Genomic DNA, 16,976 nt, shown 5'->3' with positions numbered 1-16,976 from the left:
ATACTGGCAGTGACGTCAACAGGCTTGTTGGCCGGTTTTCATGTGCTGCGTGGTAGTTTGAAGTGTGTGAATACAAAGACAGCAAGCGAATCGGAACGGGCCGATGTCGATCACGAGGTGGATGTTCTTGTGGTTGGCGGCGGCGTGAATGGTGCAGGTATCGCAAGAGATGCGGTTGGACGGGGCCTTACGGTCGTCCTTTGCGAACAGGATGATCTGGCCGCGCATACCTCCAGCTCCAGCACCAAGTTGATTCATGGCGGATTGCGCTATCTGGAGCAGTACGAATTTCGACTGGTCGCCAAGGCGCTGGCCGAACGTGAGGTGATTCTTCGCCTGGCGCCGCATATCACCTGGCCGTTGCTGTTCGTATTGCCCCACGAATCCCATTTGCGTCCAGTCTGGATGATCCGGCTGGGACTGCTTCTCTACGATCATCTGGGTCCCAGTCACCGCACGCTTGCCGACTCGCGTGCAGTGAAATTGTCCAGTCATGTCAGCGGAGAGCCTCTGAAGTCGTCGTACAAGCGCGGCTTCGTGTATTCCGATGGCTGGGTGCAGGACGCTCGACTGGTGGTTCTCAACGCGATGGACGCGGCACAGCGTGGTGCTCATGTGTATGTGCACACGCGATGTGAATCCGCGCAGGCCGATAACGGTGCATGGGTGGCCCGCTTGGTCGATGCGGACGGAAGCACGCGCACGGTACGCGCCCGGTCACTGGTCAATGCTACCGGTCCATGGGCGGGACGTTTCCTGGGGCAGGCGCTCAAGCGCAAGACGCATGCAAAAGTGCGATTGGTGAAGGGTAGTCATATCGTTGTCCCGCGTATGTTCGAACACGACCATGCCTACATCTTTCAGCAGCCGGATCAACGGATCGTTTTCGCGATTCCGTACGAGACCCGCTTCACGCTGATCGGTACCACCGATGTTGAATATGACGGCGACCCGGCCAATGTGGAAATCGAACAGAGCGAGATCGAGTATCTGTGCAAGGCGGTGAATCGTTATTTCAAGCGCCAGTTGGCTGCCCAGGATGTGGTCTGGAGTTACAGCGGTGTGCGCCCGTTGCAGGCCTCCGCAGACGATGACGCGACATCGGCCAGTCGCGATTACCGTCTAGCGCTGGATCATAGCGCAGGTGCGCCGATCCTGAATGTACTGGGTGGAAAGATCACCACCTATCGGCGCTTGGCAGAACAATCCGTGGATCTCCTGTCCGAGGCATTGTCCATGGATCTGCCGTCGTGGACAGAGGATGGCGCCGTGCTTCCAGGTGGCGATTTTGCCGATGCCGAGCGTCTGCTGGCTTCATGGTCGAAGCGTTGGCCCTGGTTGCCGGTATCGCTGGCCCACCGCTGGTTGCGTCATTACGGAACGCGGGTCGACGTTCTGCTCGAGGGTATCGAGAACATCGAGGGACTTGGGATCCATTTCGGCAACGATGTCTACCAGGCTGAAGTCGACTACCTGATCCGGCATGAGTGGGCACGTAGCAGCGAGGATATCCTGTGGCGGCGGACAAAAATGGGTCTGCACCTGGATGCAAAAGCCAAGGACAAGCTGAAGGACTACCTCGCCGGAGATGGTCCACCAGATCAGACAGCCAGCAGCCGTGATGCGCACGAGGTTTCAGCATGAGCGATCCCCAGCACATTGTTGCAATCGACCAGGGTACGACCAGTTCGCGCACGATGGTGTTCAATTCCAATGGCGAGGTCGTGGGCAGCGCGCAGCGGGAGTTCGAACAGATTTTCCCGCGCCACGGATGGGTTGAACACCGGCCCAGGGACATCCTGACCAGCGTCATGGTCACGTTGACCGAGGCGATCCACAACGCCGATATCGAGGCATCCACCGTGGCCGGTATCGGCATCACCAACCAGCGCGAGACCACCGTGGTGTGGGATCGAAAGACCGGGGAGCCTGTACACAATGCGCTGGTCTGGCAATCCCGGCACTCTGCAGAGCTTTGCCGTCGAATGCGCAGTGAGGAGACCGAAACGCTCATTCGTGAACGCACGGGTCTTCTGCTGGACGCCTATTTTTCAGCGACCAAGGTGAAGTGGCTTTTCGAGAACGTCGAAGGCGTTCGTGATCGCGCCCACAACGGCGAACTGCTGTTTGGAACCATCGAAACCTGGCTGCTGTGGAACCTCACGGAAGGGGAGGTGCACGTCACCGACATCACCAATGCCTCGCGGACCCTTTTGTATGACATTCACCGGCAATGCTGGGACCAGGACCTGATGGACCTGTTCGATATCCCGGCATGCATGTTGCCTGAAGTGCGCTCGTGCAGCGAAATCTATGGGCGCATCCACAAAAAATACTTCTTTGGCCAGGACGTACCGATCTGCGGCATGGCAGGAGACCAGTCCGCGGCCTTGTTCGGTCAGGCATGCCTGAAGCCGGGCATGGCCAAGAACACCTACGGCACAGGTTGTTTCGTGCTGATGCATACCGGCGAGAAGGCGGTCATGTCCAGTCATGGGCTGCTGACCACCCCGGCCTGGAAGCTCGATGATACGGTGGAGTATGCGCTGGAGGGCAGCATTTTCGTGGCCGGATCGGTGGTGCAGTGGTTGCGCGATGGCATGCGCATGATCCGGCACGCGGAGGATACACAGGGCTATGCCGAGCGCGTGGACGATACCGATGGGGTATATCTGGTGCCGGCATTCACCGGCCTGGGCGCACCCTACTGGGACAGCGACGTGCGCGGCGCGGTATTCGGACTTTCGCGGGGCACGAGCAAGGAACATTTCATCCGTGCCGCGCTGGAATCCATGGCCTACCAGACCCGGGACGTGCTTGATGCCATGCAAAGCGATTCAGGCATCGAGCTGAAGGAATTACGTGCGGATGGCGGCGCCATCGCCAACGACTTCCTGGCCCAGTTCCAGGCCGACATTCTCGACGTGCAGTTGATCCGGCCGAAGGTCGGCGAGACCACGGCGATGGGGGCGGCACTCCTGGCGGGACTGGCCGCCGGGGTATGGCGGGATCTGGAGGAGATTTCGCGGCTATGGACCCTGGACCGGTGTTTTGAGCCGGACATGCCCAAAGAGCGTCGGGCAGGGCTTTATGCGGGATGGAAACGCGCGGTGCAGGCGACCACGACATATCGCATCGAGGATTGAAATCAGTCCGGATCCGTCTGCATGCGCGTGCTCCGCATCGGCCTGTTGGCGTCAGAACAACCTGCACGGCAAGAACAGCAAACCAGGCATATGCGAGCGTTTCTGGCCCGATCCTGCAAGGCAGGGGATCGGCTTGTCTTGCAAGCGGTACTTCCGATGAGCGTAATTCGAAGTTCTTCGAGACAGGCTTCGTGAATCAGGGCGTATCCCCTTTTGTAGCCGTGCAGGCGAACTCGGGCGTGATCCTGTCGTGACTTCTTGGCAGGGGTTTCACCACTGGCCATTTGCACCTGGAATGCCGGACCGGACAGCGCCCGTGCATCACCCGAGAGCAGCAAGAGGCGAGCCAGGACCAGTGGACGCGGCGGTGGTCAATCCAATGCGTAGCCGAACTGCTGCTTGAAGCGATCGGCGAAATAGCCGCGGTCGAAGTGCTGGTTCTGGGTGCCCGGATGCTCGACCTTGATCGCGCCCATCAGTGAGGCGACACGACCTACAGTGGGCCAGTCCATGTCGTGCATCAGGCCGTAAATCAGGCCGGCGCGATAGGCATCGCCGCAGCCGGTGGGGTCGGTGACCGCGTCGACTCGAGCCGCAGGCACGTCATGCTTGTCCTTGCCCGTGAGGATGCGCGAGCCGTTGGCGCCACGCGTCACGATGTAGCCCTCCACCCGTGCGGCTATCTCGGAAGGGCTCCAGCCTGTGCGTTCCTGCAGGACTTGGGACTCGTAGTCGTTCACGGTGACGTAGGTTGCTTGCTCGATCAGGCTGCGGAATTCATCGCCATCGAACAGCGGCATCGCCTGGCCCGGATCGAAAATGAAGGGAATTTCCTGCTCGTTGAATTCCCGTGCGTGCTGCACCATGGCGTCGTGCGAGTCGGGCGCGACGATTCCAAAACGCACGCCCTCCACGGCGCTGACGTGGTTCTCGTTCGAACGCATCATCGCGCCAGGATGGAACGCGGTGATCTGGTTGTCATCCAGGTCGGTGGTGATGAAGGCCTGCGCCGTGAACAACTCGGGCAACTCCTTGACCTGTTTCATGTCCACGCCGCAGCGGGTGAAATGTTCACGGTACGGGCCGAAATCCCGGCCCACGGTGGCCATCGGCTTGGGGTCTTCCCCCAGTAGCTTCAGGTTGTAGGCGATGTTACCGGCGCAACCACCGAACTCGCGACGCATGTCGGGAACCAGGAACGCCACATTCAGCATGTGCACCCGGTCGGGCAGGATGTGGTTCTTGAAGCGATCCTCGAACACCATGATGGTGTCGTAGGCCAGCGAGCCGCAGATAAGGGCAGACATGGTCGATTCCCGTGCAAGTGGTGTGGCGGTATGAACCATATGGCCAGATCCGCGCAAAACCCGGCCATTTTATCGCTTGCGGGCGCGTTCAGCGAACTTTACGGGCTCGCAGTGGTGCAAAGTTGCCATCGAGGCTTCAAGCGGCACCTCGTGAATATGACGCATCTCCAAGCGAAACAAAGACTTTGTTAACGTTTTAACGCTTGCGCACCACCTCGCCCCTGACTAGACTGACTGGCTCATTTACCCATATACGCAAGGCGGCGCACGGATCAATGTTCAAATGGTTTAGCGGGTTCTTCTCCAACGACATCGCGATTGATCTGGGCACGGCAAACACGCTCATCTACGTGCGTGGCCAAGGTATCGTGCTCAACGAGCCGTCCGTTGTCGCCATCCGCCACGAGCGTGGGTCCGGTGTCCCGCGCCGGGTCGAGGCGGTTGGCAGCGCGGCCAAGCGCATGCTGGGCCGCACGCCGGGCTCGATCACCACGATCCGCCCGATGAAGGACGGCGTGATCGCCGACTTCACCATGACCGAGGCGATGCTGCAGCACTTCATCAAGCAGGTCCACAAATCGCGCATGCTGCGTCCCAGCCCGCGTGTCCTGGTGTGTGTGCCCTGTGGCTCGACCCAGGTCGAACGCCGTGCCATCAAGGAGTCGGCTGAAGGGGCGGGTGCGCGTGACGTATTCCTCATCGAGGAGCCCATGGCCGCGGCCATCGGTGCCGGCATTCCAGTTCATGAGGCACGCGGCTCCATGGTTCTGGACATCGGCGGCGGTACCTCCGAAGTCGCTGTGATGTCACTCAATGGCGTGGTCTATTCGCAGTCGGTACGCATTGGTGGCGATCGCTTTGACGAGGCCATCATCAATTATGTGCGTCGCAGCCATGGCACGCTGATCGGTGAATCGACTGCCGAACGCATCAAGCTGGAAATTGGCTGCGCTTATCAGCAGACCGATGTCAAGGAGATCGAGATCTCCGGGCGGAACCTGGCCGAGGGCGTGCCGCGCATGTTCATGATCAATTCCAACGAGGTGCTGGAAGCCCTGCACGAGCCGATCTCAGGCATCGTCGCGGCCGTCAAGGCCGCGCTTGAGCAGACCCCGCCAGAGCTGTGCTCGGACGTTGCTGAACGCGGCATCGTATTGACTGGTGGTGGTGCCCTGCTGCGAGATCTGGATCGTCTGATCACCGAGGAGACCGGTCTGTACGTGCAGGTCGCCGATGATCCACTGACCTGTGTCGTCCGGGGTGGAGGCAAGGCGCTGGAGATGATTGATCAGCACGGCAGCGATTTTTTCGCCGGCGAGTAATGGAAGGCAAGCGGCGGATGCGTCAGCATGAGCATTTCGCGCCAGCAGGAAAGGCATGACGTTGACACGTGACGGGGGATCGTTGTTTTCCGCCAACATGGCGGGCACGTTGCGGTTGATCGTCTACCTCGCCCTGGCCTCGGTGCTGATGGTCCTCGATCATCGGGGGCATTGGCTGGCAAAGGTGCGCTACAGCGCCGCCGTCGTGGTGGAACCGATCTATCGCCTTGCGGGTCTTCCCGCCGAAGGGATGCGGGTTGCCCGCGTTGCCTTCGCCAACCGCAAGCAGCTCACCGAGGATAATCGCCAGTTGCGCGTGGACCTGCTGCTGGCCAATGCCCGGCTCAACCACATGGCGGCCGTTTCTCGCCAGAACAAGCGCCTGAAAAAGCTACTCGATACACGCCGCAAGCTGGGCATGAAAGTGCAGCTGGCCCGCGTGATCGACATCGATCTGGGCGCATTTCGCAATCGACTGACCCTGGATGTGGGTGCCCGGCAGGGCGTCAAGGTGGGACAGGTCGTGATTGATGCCCATGGCATCATGGGCCAGGTGATCGAGGTGCTGCCCAGTACCTGCATGGTGATGCTGGTGACCGATCCCACGCATGCGATTCCAGTCACCGATGCGCGTACCGGCATGCGGACCATGGCCTACGGGTCGCACCAGCCGGGACGACTTCGTTTGCCGACGATCCCCGTCTCGGCCGATGTCCGTGTCGGTGACAGACTGATCAGTTCCGGTCTGGGGGGGCGTTTCCCACCCGGTTTCCCGGTGGGCACCGTGACGCATGTCGAGCCACAGGTGTCGGGCATGTTCCTGACGGCGCGGGCACGACCGGCAGCAGACCTGGATCGCAGTGGCGAGGTGCTGCTGTTGCGTGACCTGGCACCACCGGCCGGTCCGCCGTCGCCGGTCCGCAAGGTTGGTCCGCCGGTTTCCCTGAAGCCAGGCGGTGCCCGGGCCGGAGCGGAGCCCCGTCCATGAACCGCCAGCGTATGCGCACCATCGTGTTCTGGAGCACCGTGGTGCTCTCGCTGCTGCTTATGCTTCTGCCCGTGCCCGATGTACTGGTCGCTTTCAAACCCTACTGGCCTGCACTCGTGCTGATCTACTGGACGTTGGAGTCTGTCGATTACGTCAAGCTGGGTACCGCCTTTGCCATTGGCCTGGCGGCCGACGTCATCGACGGTTTTCTGCTGGGCGACCAGGCACTTCGGCTTGCGGTGGTGGCCTTCCTTGTGATTCGTTTCCGTTCCAGGCTGCGCTTCTTTCCGATGTGGCAGCAGTCACTGGCGGTACTTGCATTGCTGCTCAACGATCGCGTGATCGAACTGGCGCTGCGCAGTTTCAGCGGCTTTGCTTTACCTCCGCTGACATTCTGGGGTGCCCCGTTCGTGGGCGCGGCGGTTTGGCCGTTTGTGTTCCTGTTGCTCGACGACGTGCGCGCACGACTGCGCGCCCACGAGGCATGAAGGGCCTCGGTGCCGGTGGTTGCAACATGCGTTCCGGAGGAACCGGATCATGCCGCTGAGCCGCGCCCGTCTGAAAGATGCCCGTGGCGAAACGCACCTGTTCCGGGTACGTGCCTTGACCGGCTTCGCCCTGATCGTATTGGCGATGCTCGTCCTTGCCACGCGGTTTTTCTGGCTGCAGGTCGTGCAGCATAACGAATACGCTGCACGATCAACCCAGAACCGCGTGCATCTTCGCCGCCTGCCGCCGCCGCGCGGACTCATCTATGATCGCAACGGCGTGCTGCTGGCCGACAACGTTCCGGCGTTCCGGCTGGATGTGACCCCGGAGCGGGTCAAGAACATGGACGCCATGCTCAAGCGGTTGTCGATGATCATCCCTCTCAGTGATGATGACCTGAAAGCGTTCCGGCGCAGTCTGAAACAGCACCGGGCGTTCCAGAGCGTGCCGTTGAAGTTGCGGCTGAACGAGGACGAGATTGATCGTTTCGCCGTCAATCGCTGGCGTTTTCCGGGCGTCGAGGTGGTGCCCTATCTGAGCCGGCACTACCCACAGGGGGCCATGTTTGCGCATGTGGTCGGCCACGTGGGCCGTATCAATCCCAGTGAACTGGCGCACCTGAATCCGGACCTTTATGACGGCACCACGCATATTGGCAAGACCGGCATCGAGCGGTATTACGAGAGCAGGCTGCATGGAGTGCCGGGATACGAGGTGGTCGAGGTCAATGCAGACCAGCGCGTGCAGCGCGTATTGCAGACGCATCCACCCAAACCCGGCGAAAGCCTGTACCTGACGCTGGATGTACGTATCCAGAAAGCAGCCTACGATGCGCTTGATGGTCGCGCGGGCGCAGCCGTGGCGATTGACCCACGCAATGGTCAGGTGCTGGCGATGGTCAGCACGCCCAGTTTCGATCCCAACCTGTTTGTCGGCGGCATCAGCAGCAGTGACTATGCGCAGTTGCTGCATGACCCCGAGAAACCGCTGCTGGACCGCGCCATCCGTGGTGGGTATCCCCCTGGATCCACCGTGAAGCCTTTCATCGGGCTGGGTGGCCTTGAACTTGGATTGCGCAAACCCTCCGACACCGTGCTCTCGACCGGAGTATTCCATATACCAGGCCAAGCACGCGGATATCGCGATGACCAGCGTTATGGTGCCGGCCGGGTGGATCTGGTCCAGGCCATCGAGCAGTCAGTCAACACCTATTTCTACAAGTTGGCGCTGGACATGGGGATAGACCGTTTCAGCGCCTGGATGTCCAAATTCGGTTTCGGCAAGCCAACGGGCATTGACCTGCCGGACGAGTCCTCGGGCGTGCTGCCGTCGCGACAGTGGAAACGCATTCACCGCAACCAGGTCTGGTTTCCCGGAGAAACCGTGATTGCAGGTATCGGTCAAGGCTATTGGGTGGTTACACCGGTGCAACTGGCTTCGGCACTTTCGACTCTTGCTGATGGTGGTGTGCCGCATCGGCCGTATCTTCTTGATGCCGTGCGTCGCGGTATAGACGGCAAACGCACGCCGTCACCGATGCCTGCGCCGGGCAAGCCCATCAAGCACGATACCAAGGACTGGGATGCCGTTCTCCAGGGCATGATCGGGGTGGTCTATGGCGACAAGGGAACAGCCCGTGGACTGGGCGCCGGATTTCCCTACGTGATCGCGGGCAAGACCGGTACCGCCGAACGTTATTCGCGGACCACCAAGGCCTACGAGGAAACTACCAACACCAAGGTGCTGGCGCGCCGGCATCGCGCATTGTTCGAGGCATTCACGCCTGCCGAGCATCCGCGTATTGCCGTGGTCGTGGTGCTGGAACATGGCGCCTGGGGCGGCAGTGTCGCAGCGCCTGTCGCTCGCAAGATCCTGGATGCATGGCTGGCGGAACAGAAATCCAGGGGTACGGCTCCCGCGCCATCCACCTCAACTTCGGCAGCGGAAGGTACGCCATGATCAGCGCGCTCGGCATGCGCATGCGCCGTTTCGGATTGCGTTTGTGGCGACCCAAACGCCTGGACTGGCCGCTGCTTTACGCACTGTTCGTACTGGCTTGTATCGGGCTGCTTACGCTGTATAGCGCAAGTGACGAGAATATGCGGCTGGTCATCAGCCAAGCGCTGCGTTTTGTCCTCGGTGGCTTGATGCTGCTGGTGGTCTCGCGCATTCCGCCCCGCGTGCTGCAGGCCTGGACGCCATGGCTGTACGCTTTTTCGACTTTTTTGTTGCTGGTGGTAGCGATCATCGGCGAGGGCCGCGGTGCCTATCGCTGGCTGGACCTTGGCGTGGTGCGCTTCCAGCCATCGGAGCTGTTGAAGCTGACCATGCCGATGATGGTGGCCTGGTATCTGCACCCTCGTCATCATCCCCCGTCCTGGAAACACACCCTGGGCGTGGCGGTTCTGATCGCCATCCCGGTCAGCCTGATTGCCGAGCAACCGGATCTGGGCACGGCCTTGCTGGTGGCGGCGGCAGGCGCTTTTGCGCTGTTCCTTGCCGGTATGCGCTGGTGGCGCATCCTTGCGCTGGTGGCGTTGGCGGCCCTGGCTGCGCCGGTGGCCTGGCACTTCATGCATGAATACCAGCGGCAGCGCGTTTTGACCATGCTCAATCCCGAATCCGATCCGCTGGGCGCGGGCTGGCACATCATCCAGTCCAAGATCGCGGTCGGATCCGGTGGTTTCTTCGGCAAGGGCTGGCAGCACAGTACGCAATCACGGCTGGATTTCCTTCCCGAACACACCACCGACTTCGTGTTTGCCGTATTCGGCGAGGAGTTCGGACTGTTCGGGGTGCTCTTGTTGCTGTGCCTGTATTTGTTCATCATCGGCCGCTGCCTGTGGCTCGCCGCTGAGGCGCGCGAAACCTATTCCCGTCTGTTGGCCGGTGCCATCGGCATGAGCTTCTTTGTCTATGTGATCGTCAATGGCGGCATGATCACCGGTCTGCTTCCGGTGGTTGGCGTGCCGCTGCCACTGGTCAGCTACGGAGGCACTTCGGCGGTCACCCTGCTGACAGGCTTTGGTGTGGTGATGTCAATCCATGCCCATCGCAAGACGCACGAGTAGCGTGTGCGGGATGCGAAAAGGCGGGCCGGCCGACACCGGTGAACCATTTCCTGCCTGTATCACGCAAGGGCACAACATGCGCTAGAGTCGCTGCCCGCATCCGGTTCGGCAATCGCCAACTGGATCCGGCGAGCCAGGGGGCTTCAGAGTTTGCCGTGTTCCAGCGGCCTTTCACGATGCATCAGCGCCCATTCGGCATGTTCGGCCAGGGCTGCTTCGCCGAGGGCACCAAGGATCTCGCGGCGTTCCTGCGGATCGGGTTCGGCATCCAGCGCTGCACGCGCACCCGTGAAGATATTGCGCATGAAACGGTACTGCTTGATCAACTCCTTGTCAGCACGGCGCCAGGCGTAGGATTCACGTGCCGCGGCAATAATGGCCAGCACGCCGATCATCGCCACCAGGCTGGTGGTGGCATCGCTGTCGATCATCCGATGGAATGCCATCAATATCAGGCCGATGAAAATACCGCTCCACAGGCAAATACGGCCCAATCTCTGCGCGGCCTGGTGCACGCGGATACGCTGGTCAGTGCGCTGCGTGTAGTAGTACAGCTGCCCGCCACCCAAAGCGGTTCCGATCCATTCGTCAATCACCTTGTCGAGGGCCTGTGTATCGGCGCCGTCGAATTGGAGTTTGTACAGACCTGCAGCGCGCATCACGTTGCGGATCCATCCCAATTCGATGTCCTGTTTTTGCAGGAAGTTGTCGTGCGCGAAAGCGACCGATTCCGATGCAGCGACCCCAGCGCGGTGCCAGTACTGCTGCACACGCAGTCCCTCGGCCAGGGCTCGGTAGTCGATGTACTTGCGGTGCCATTCGCGCCGTCGGGCAATTCGGTCGAGTACCACGCCCGCCGCGAACAGGGCGATGAAAAGGTAGAGCATGGGTGTTTGATCGATCATGTCCCCGGGCAGGTCCGAATAGCCCACAAAAGCGATGCCCATCAGCGCCGCCAGGATATGGATGCTGCGCATGCCGACCTGGACCCGCTTCTGGAAATGGATGGCCAGCCAGTCGCTGGTGTTGAAAAGTTCCGCCAGCAGAGCATGCTCCCGGTTTTCCGGATTTGTCCCAGATTCATGGGGGGCGTGTTGCGCGATCTCGTGTCCGTAATCCCTGGCATCGTTATTGAACTGGACCATGCGCTGGAAGATCCGCACGAATCCGTCCTTGAGGCCCGTCTCGAGCGGACGGTTGTCCGAGGGGCTCAGCCAACGAGCCTGAAGGGGTTGCAAGGGCGGTAGCGGTGCCTCGGAAGTGCCATCTTCGAGTCGGCGTGAACAGGCAATGTGACAGACCAGGCTTTCATCCCCCTGGTCGAACAACGGCCGTCGGCTTCGGCGTCGTTCGACCAAGCCGGGCAGCACGCCGTGCAGGTGGTAATGCACAATCTGCGCGGTGCCTCCGTACAGATTCGAGGGTCTGCCATCCCACAACGCAAGCAGGATATGGCAATGGCTGGCGATGAATATCCCGGCCTCGGCGTACTGAGCATCGCGCTGGGTTCCGGCCACGCTGATGTTGGCCCGCGTATTGCGCGGCAACAACGGCAACTGCAAAACGCTGGCGCGCTGGCACAAGTCGGCAAACTGGAGCCGACTTCGGGCATCGGAAAAATCCTCGACATACAACTCCGGTGGCAGCGGCAACACCGCAACCAGTTTGGCGCCACATGCCAGTGCTTCATCGGCCACCAGGCGGTCACCGCCTTCGGCAAGCGCGGACAACACCGTAAGCGGAAGCTTCGGAAACTGCTGCATCAGCCTGGTCAAGACATTGCGCACCGCATGGTGCAAACGCACGACCTCATAGGGATCGAGGTTGCGGTGGCTGGTCACGCCAATCACCAGCGGAACTTGCCCGGGTGCGGAAGTCGTCGGCGTCACCGTCGCGACACTCGCTGGGGTGCTGACTTGCATGGTCCGATCATTGGCATCTTCCTGAAAGGTCGGTCCTGTCGGTTCCAAGATCCATGGTCATGTCCCGGGCATGCCTGGATCATGCACTTTATCAACGCCCCTGCGGCGGTTGGATGTTCGTGATTGTCGGATCCGAGATGACCATGGCCGACCTGCTTCAGGTGTTATCGGATTCGGCCTGCGAAGGCCGGGCCAGGGCATTGTTCGCAACATCGATGCTTATATACAACCTAGCGTCGATGGTCGCACACAATGTGCAGTCTCATTTGCCTGCATTGGGCCGGCGCAGGCCCGTGCGAGACCTCAGCCCTCTATCGCCGTCGTGCCGGTCGGCACGGAACTCGATGCCCCATACAAGCCGATTGCGAAGCGGTGCCTGGAATGCCCGGCGCTGGTGCGGTCCGTAAGCGTGCTAGGCGGGCCCGAGTTCGGCCCGTCACCAGGTTCCGGCCCCTGTGGGCATGAGCAATGCCTTCAGCGACGTACACTGTTTCGTATGGCTTGCGTGAAGCCCGCAACTCGACCAAAGTAGGTGATACATGTGAATCCGTTCACATGACCGCCGGGCTCCGGAGGAGGGCTCGACACAGGGTGGGTGCGTTTCATGGTCGGCAGTCTGGATCTGCTGCGCGAACTCAAGCGCCGCCACGTGTATCGCGTGGCCGTGGCGTACGCGGCCGTCGGCTGGTTGTTGATCGAACTGGCCACGCAAGTCTTGCCCTTCTTCGACATTCCGAACTGGACCGTACGCCTGGTCGTGCTCCTGGTGGTGGCCGGATTCCCGATCGCGCTGGTGCTGGCCTGGGCCTTCGAGGTCACCCCCGACGGTGTTCGCCGCACCGAGCCGGCCGATTCGGCCGAAGCCCGTGCGCCGGAACAGCATCACCGGGTCGGGCGCAGGCTGAATGTGGCGACCATCGCGGTCCTGGCGCTGGCGGTGATCCTGCCGGCCTGGCGTCCGTGGCAGTCGCGCGTGGCTTCCAAGCAAACAGCGCCAGTCGCCGTTTCACCGGGCCCCGCCGAGGCCGTTCCGGCAGCAGCGACGCCGTTGTCGGCAGGGGCCGCCATCCCCGCCAAGTCGATCGCCGTTTTGCCACTGACCAATGAGAGCGACGACAAGGACCAGCAGTACATCCCGGATGGACTGTCCGAGGGACTGATCACTGCGCTGACGCAATTCGCCGGGCTGAAAGTGATCAGCCGCAACTCCTCGTTCCAGTTCCGCGACAGCCACGATGACAGCGCCACCATCGGCCGCAAGCTGGGCGTGGCGCACCTGCTCGATGGCGAGGCGCAACGATTGTTCCTGGCGGATGCCGAGGCCATGCTTGGTGATAAAGCGGCCGCGCTATGGACAACGCAAGAGGCGCTGGCGCGAATGCCCATCGAAAAGGACGCCATCAACGGCGCCGTGGCCCTGGCCATGGCCGCCCAGGTGTATGCCCGGCTGGGGCGCGCGGATCTCGCGGTATCGACGCTCGAGCGCGTGCGCCTGGGCTCGGGTGCGGATATGTTGACGTCCGCCAGCACCCTGAAGCTTGATCCGGTCTGGGACAAGGTGCGCGACGACCCGCGCTTCCAGGCGGAAATCAGGAAGTTTGCGGAGTTCGATCAGCCATGAGCCTGTTCACCGAACTCAAACGCCGCAACGTGATCCGTATGGGCGGGTTGTACGTGGTCGCTTCGTGGTTGCTGGTGCAGGTCGCAGGCACGGTCCTGCCGTGGTTTTCGGATGACGATAGCCATGACTGATCTCTGGCAACGCCTCAAGCAACGCAAGCTGGTGCAGTGGGCGCTGGCTTATGTCGCTGCGGCGTTTGCACTGCTGCAGGCGGTCGACATCTTCGCCCAGCAGTTCGGCTGGCCGGGAGCGGTACGGCGCGGGATCAGCATCGTGTTGGTGCTCGGATTCTTCGTCACGCTGGTGCTGGCGTGGTATCACGGCGAGCGCGGTGCGCAGAAAGTGACTGGAATGGAGTTGCTGATCGTGACCCTGTTGCTGGCTCTGGGTGGCGGATTCCTCTGGCATTTTGCGCGGTCGCCTATCGGCAGTATCGCGTCGAAGCCATTGATGACAGGGGCACCCGGGAAGGCCGCGTCGCAGGCGGCGCCTGGCGTTGAGCAGCCCCCGGCCGTTGCGACTACCGCGATTCTATCCAAATCGATCGCGGTTCTGCCATTCGAAAACCTCAGTTCCGACAAGGACAACGCCTACTTCTCCAGCGGCATGCAGGACCTGATCCTGACCAAGCTGGCCGACATCGGCGACTTGAAGGTGATCTCGCGCACGTCGACCTTGAGTTACGGTAGCCACCCGCAGAACCTGAAGATCGTCGGCCAGCAGCTCGGCGTGGCAACACTGCTCGAAGGCAGCGTGCAGAAGGCCGGCAACCAGGTGCTGATCAACGTGCAGCTGATCGATGCAAAGTCCGACAGCCACATCTGGGCCGAGAGCTACACGCGCGACCTGACCAACATCTTCGGTGTCGAGGGCGACGTGGCCGGAAAGATCGCCACCGCGCTCAAGGCCAGGCTCTCGCCTGCCGAAACCGCCACGCTGGCCGCGCTGCCGACCCGGAATCGGGCCGCCTACGACCTGTTCCTTCGCGCCGAGTATCAGGCCAACCAGGCCAGCATCACTTACGCTACCGCAAGCATGAAAGCCGCGATCCCGTTGTACCGGCAGGCGATCCAGCAAGACCCGGATTTCGCGCAGGCGTACGCGCGATTGTCCTACATCGAAAGCGCCCTTGCCTGGCTTGGCGGCGGCGGTGAGGACGTGAACCAGCTCAACCAACACGCGCGTGCGGATGCCGAACGCGCCTTGCAATTGCAGCCGGATCTACCCGCTGCGCAGCTCGCCGTCGGCTACTGCGACTACTACGGCCGCGGCCATTACGCCGCCGCGTTGCAGGCCTTTGCGGCCGCACTGGTGCTCAAGCCAAACGATGCCGATGCACTCGAGGCGCAAGGTTACGTCGAGCGCCGGCAAGGCCGCTTCGACGCCGCGATCGCTTCAATGGAGAAGGCGATGATGCTCGATCCACGCAATATCGCGCTCTACGCCCCGTTGGGCGAGACCTATATGGATGTAAGTCGCTATGCCGATGCCGAGAACACCTTCCAACGCGCGCTGGCACTGGACCCGGACAACCGCACTGCGAAATCCACCTATGCCCTGGCGATTTTGAACAGCACGGGCGACATCCCGCGTGCCCTGGCCGCCGTGCAAGGTGATGACCCGCGTCTAAAGGCTACGCGCGTGGGGTTGCTGACGCTGCAACACAAGTATCCGCAAGCGCTGGCCCTGCTTCAGGGCATCGCGGATATACCCGACAACTTCTCCTACAGTCACGCTTCCAGCGTCTTCTATTCAAAGGCGCTGGCAGAGGCCGACCTCTACCGGCTGATGGGTGACGCAACCCATGCGCGGGCACTCTATGCACAGGCGCTCCCCACTACCCACACGCAACTCGGGGTGCGGCAGGGTGTTGCTCTGTCACTCGTATGGCAAGCCATTGCCAATATCGAACTGGGGCTCGGTCATACCGCACCAGGCCTGGATGCCGCGGCCAAGGCACAGGCAATCGTTGATAAAACCGGGGATCTTTTGTCAGCGACGGGAGTGATGCTGACCAATGCCAAACTGTACGCGCGAGCCCATCGCCCCGACCTCGCCGTGCCGCTGCTCGACAAGGCGCTCGTCACGCCGGGCATCGGTTACTACTACTCGCCCTTGTTACTGCGGTTCGACCCGAGCTGGGACCCGATCCGCAATGAGCCGCGGTTTCAGGCACTGCTGAAAAAATACGCCGATGCCACGCCGGCAACGGCCAGCATCGAGGTCAAGCCATGAGCGAATTCCTGCAACGCCTGAAAGAGCGCAAGCTGGTGCAGTGGGCGGTAGCCTATCTGGCCGGTGCCTGGGCGTTGTTGCAGGTGCTCGACCTGGCGGCCAACGGCTACGGCTGGCCACTGGCGGTCATCCGCATTGCGTTTGCGGTGATCGCGCTGGGTTTTGTGGTGACCCTGCTACTGGCCTGGTACCACGGCGAACGCGGCGCGCAGCGGGTAGGTGGGGTGGAGTTGCTTTTGCTGGCCGGCGTGTTTGCGATCGGTGGGTTCCTGATCTGGCACTACGCGGACCCCGCGCAATCCAGGGCCGACATGACGGCGGCGGCCCTTACCAAGGCCAGCAGTTCGGATCTCGCCGCGCAGGGCAGCGCGTCGCCTGCCCCTGAGCCCGCCGTCGCCTCATCCGCCATTCCGGCCAAGTCCATCGCCGTGCTGCCGTTCGAGAACCTCAGCGAAGACAAGGGCAACGCCTACTTCGCCGACGGCATGCAGGACCTGATTCTGACCAAGCTGGCCGATATCGGCCAGCTGAAAGTGATCTCGCGCACGTCCACGATGAAGTACGCCAGCCATCCGGATGACCTGAAAACCATCGCGCAACAGCTCGGCGTGGCCACGATTCTGGAAGGCAGCGTGCAGAAGGCCGGCAACCAGGTGCTGATCAACGTGCAGTTGATCGATGCCCATACCGACAGTCACCTGTGGGCCGAAAGCTACACGCGCAACCTTGAAAACATCTTCGGCGTCGAGGGTGAGGTGGCGGGCAAGGTCGCCGATGCGCTGAAGGCAAAGCTTTCGCCGGAAGAGACCAGCGCCGTGGCCAGCATCTCCACGCGCAATTCGCAGGCGTACACGTTGTACCTGAAGGCGCAATAC

At 61.6% G+C, this 16,976-nt stretch carries 12 protein-coding genes and 1 pseudogene; 11 read left to right on the top strand and 2 right to left on the bottom strand.

Features of this window, described 5'->3' with window-relative positions; genetic code table 11:
- Positions 1-117 precede the first annotated feature (117 nt).
- Positions 118-1,644: a glycerol-3-phosphate dehydrogenase gene (gene glpD / locus PF446_RS14035; RefSeq protein WP_298072674.1), complete on the top strand. Its 1,527-nt coding sequence runs from the start codon at positions 118-120 to the stop codon at positions 1,642-1,644.
- Positions 1,641-3,146, top strand: coding sequence for a glycerol kinase GlpK (glpK, locus tag PF446_RS14030; protein WP_298072672.1), 1,506 nt, complete (start codon positions 1,641-1,643; stop codon positions 3,144-3,146). The genes glpD and glpK overlap by 4 nt, the downstream gene beginning before the upstream one ends.
- Before the next feature lie 371 nt (positions 3,147-3,517).
- Here the strand turns inward: glpK and PF446_RS14025 are convergent, their stop codons facing one another.
- A complete protein-coding gene (locus tag PF446_RS14025; protein ID WP_298072670.1) occupies positions 3,518-4,453 on the bottom strand; it encodes a carbohydrate kinase family protein in 936 nt (311 codons plus the stop codon).
- 275 nt (positions 4,454-4,728) lie between these two features.
- Between PF446_RS14025 and PF446_RS14020 the strand changes: the two genes are divergently transcribed.
- From PF446_RS14020 to rodA, 5 genes are read left to right on the top strand one after another with little or no spacing between them, the layout of a single operon-like run.
- Positions 4,729-5,775: a rod shape-determining protein gene (locus tag PF446_RS14020; protein ID WP_298072668.1), complete on the top strand. Its 1,047-nt coding sequence runs from the start codon at positions 4,729-4,731 to the stop codon at positions 5,773-5,775.
- 55 nt (positions 5,776-5,830) lie between these two features.
- A complete protein-coding gene (gene mreC, locus PF446_RS14015; protein WP_298072666.1) occupies positions 5,831-6,763 on the top strand; it encodes a rod shape-determining protein MreC in 933 nt (310 codons plus the stop codon).
- Positions 6,760-7,251, top strand: coding sequence for a rod shape-determining protein MreD (mreD, locus tag PF446_RS14010; RefSeq protein ID WP_298072664.1), 492 nt, complete (start codon positions 6,760-6,762; stop codon positions 7,249-7,251). Before mreC ends, mreD begins: the two co-directional genes overlap by 4 nt.
- Before the next feature lie 49 nt (positions 7,252-7,300).
- A complete protein-coding gene (mrdA, locus tag PF446_RS14005; RefSeq protein WP_298072662.1) occupies positions 7,301-9,211 on the top strand; it encodes a penicillin-binding protein 2 in 1,911 nt (636 codons plus the stop codon).
- Entirely contained in the window at positions 9,208-10,323 is a 1,116-nt protein-coding gene (rodA, locus tag PF446_RS14000) for a rod shape-determining protein RodA (RefSeq protein WP_298072660.1), read from the top strand. Before mrdA ends, rodA begins: the two co-directional genes overlap by 4 nt.
- A 143-nt stretch (positions 10,324-10,466) precedes the next feature.
- On the opposite strand, the gene PF446_RS13995 is transcribed toward rodA, so the two are convergent.
- On the bottom strand, positions 10,467-12,245 hold the full coding sequence (locus PF446_RS13995) for a hypothetical protein (RefSeq protein WP_298072658.1): 1,779 nt from the start codon (positions 12,243-12,245) through the stop codon (positions 10,467-10,469).
- 604 nt (positions 12,246-12,849) lie between these two features.
- On the opposite strand from PF446_RS13995, the gene PF446_RS13990 reads away from it, so the two are divergent.
- From PF446_RS13990 to PF446_RS13975, 4 genes and pseudogenes are all read left to right on the top strand, one after another.
- Complete coding sequence (locus PF446_RS13990) at positions 12,850-13,866, top strand: hypothetical protein (protein WP_298072657.1); 1,017 nt, start codon at positions 12,850-12,852, stop codon at positions 13,864-13,866.
- Positions 13,863-13,997, top strand: a complete 135-nt coding sequence (locus tag PF446_RS13985; RefSeq protein ID WP_298072655.1) for a hypothetical protein — start codon at positions 13,863-13,865, stop codon at positions 13,995-13,997. Before PF446_RS13990 ends, PF446_RS13985 begins: the two co-directional genes overlap by 4 nt.
- The gene (locus PF446_RS13980; RefSeq protein WP_298072653.1) at positions 13,990-16,101 is read left to right on the top strand and encodes a tetratricopeptide repeat protein; all 2,112 of its coding nucleotides are present in this window, start codon (positions 13,990-13,992) and stop codon (positions 16,099-16,101) included. The genes PF446_RS13985 and PF446_RS13980 overlap by 8 nt, the downstream gene beginning before the upstream one ends.
- Positions 16,098-16,976: pseudogene (locus PF446_RS13975) on the top strand (hypothetical protein); the annotation flags it as partial. The gene PF446_RS13980 and the pseudogene PF446_RS13975, both read left to right, overlap by 4 nt.

The organism is Oleiagrimonas sp. (genome assembly GCF_027858935.1).
In the GTDB taxonomy this organism is placed as follows: domain Bacteria; phylum Pseudomonadota; class Gammaproteobacteria; order Xanthomonadales; family Rhodanobacteraceae; genus Oleiagrimonas.
This window is presented reverse-complemented; position numbering and strand designations above follow the sequence as displayed.

What these genes read in the sequence shown, in the direction of transcription:
- glpK (WP_298072672.1), top strand. Translation starts at nt 1,641, where the DNA reads ATGAGCGATCCCCAGCACATTGTTGCAATCGACCAGGGTACGACCAGT.
- PF446_RS13995 (WP_298072658.1), bottom strand. Translation starts at nt 12,245, where the DNA reads ATGCAAGTCAGCACCCCAGCGAGTGTCGCGACGGTGACGCCGACGACT.
- PF446_RS13980 (WP_298072653.1), top strand. Translation starts at nt 13,990, where the DNA reads ATGACTGATCTCTGGCAACGCCTCAAGCAACGCAAGCTGGTGCAGTGG.
- PF446_RS14020 (WP_298072668.1), top strand. Translation starts at nt 4,729, where the DNA reads ATGTTCAAATGGTTTAGCGGGTTCTTCTCCAACGACATCGCGATTGAT.
- PF446_RS14025 (WP_298072670.1), bottom strand. Translation starts at nt 4,453, where the DNA reads ATGTCTGCCCTTATCTGCGGCTCGCTGGCCTACGACACCATCATGGTG.
- mrdA (WP_298072662.1), top strand. Translation starts at nt 7,301, where the DNA reads ATGCCGCTGAGCCGCGCCCGTCTGAAAGATGCCCGTGGCGAAACGCAC.
- rodA (WP_298072660.1), top strand. Translation starts at nt 9,208, where the DNA reads ATGATCAGCGCGCTCGGCATGCGCATGCGCCGTTTCGGATTGCGTTTG.
- mreD (WP_298072664.1), top strand. Translation starts at nt 6,760, where the DNA reads ATGAACCGCCAGCGTATGCGCACCATCGTGTTCTGGAGCACCGTGGTG.
- mreC (WP_298072666.1), top strand. Translation starts at nt 5,831, where the DNA reads ATGACGTTGACACGTGACGGGGGATCGTTGTTTTCCGCCAACATGGCG.
- PF446_RS13990 (WP_298072657.1), top strand. Translation starts at nt 12,850, where the DNA reads ATGGTCGGCAGTCTGGATCTGCTGCGCGAACTCAAGCGCCGCCACGTG.
- PF446_RS13985 (WP_298072655.1), top strand. Translation starts at nt 13,863, where the DNA reads ATGAGCCTGTTCACCGAACTCAAACGCCGCAACGTGATCCGTATGGGC.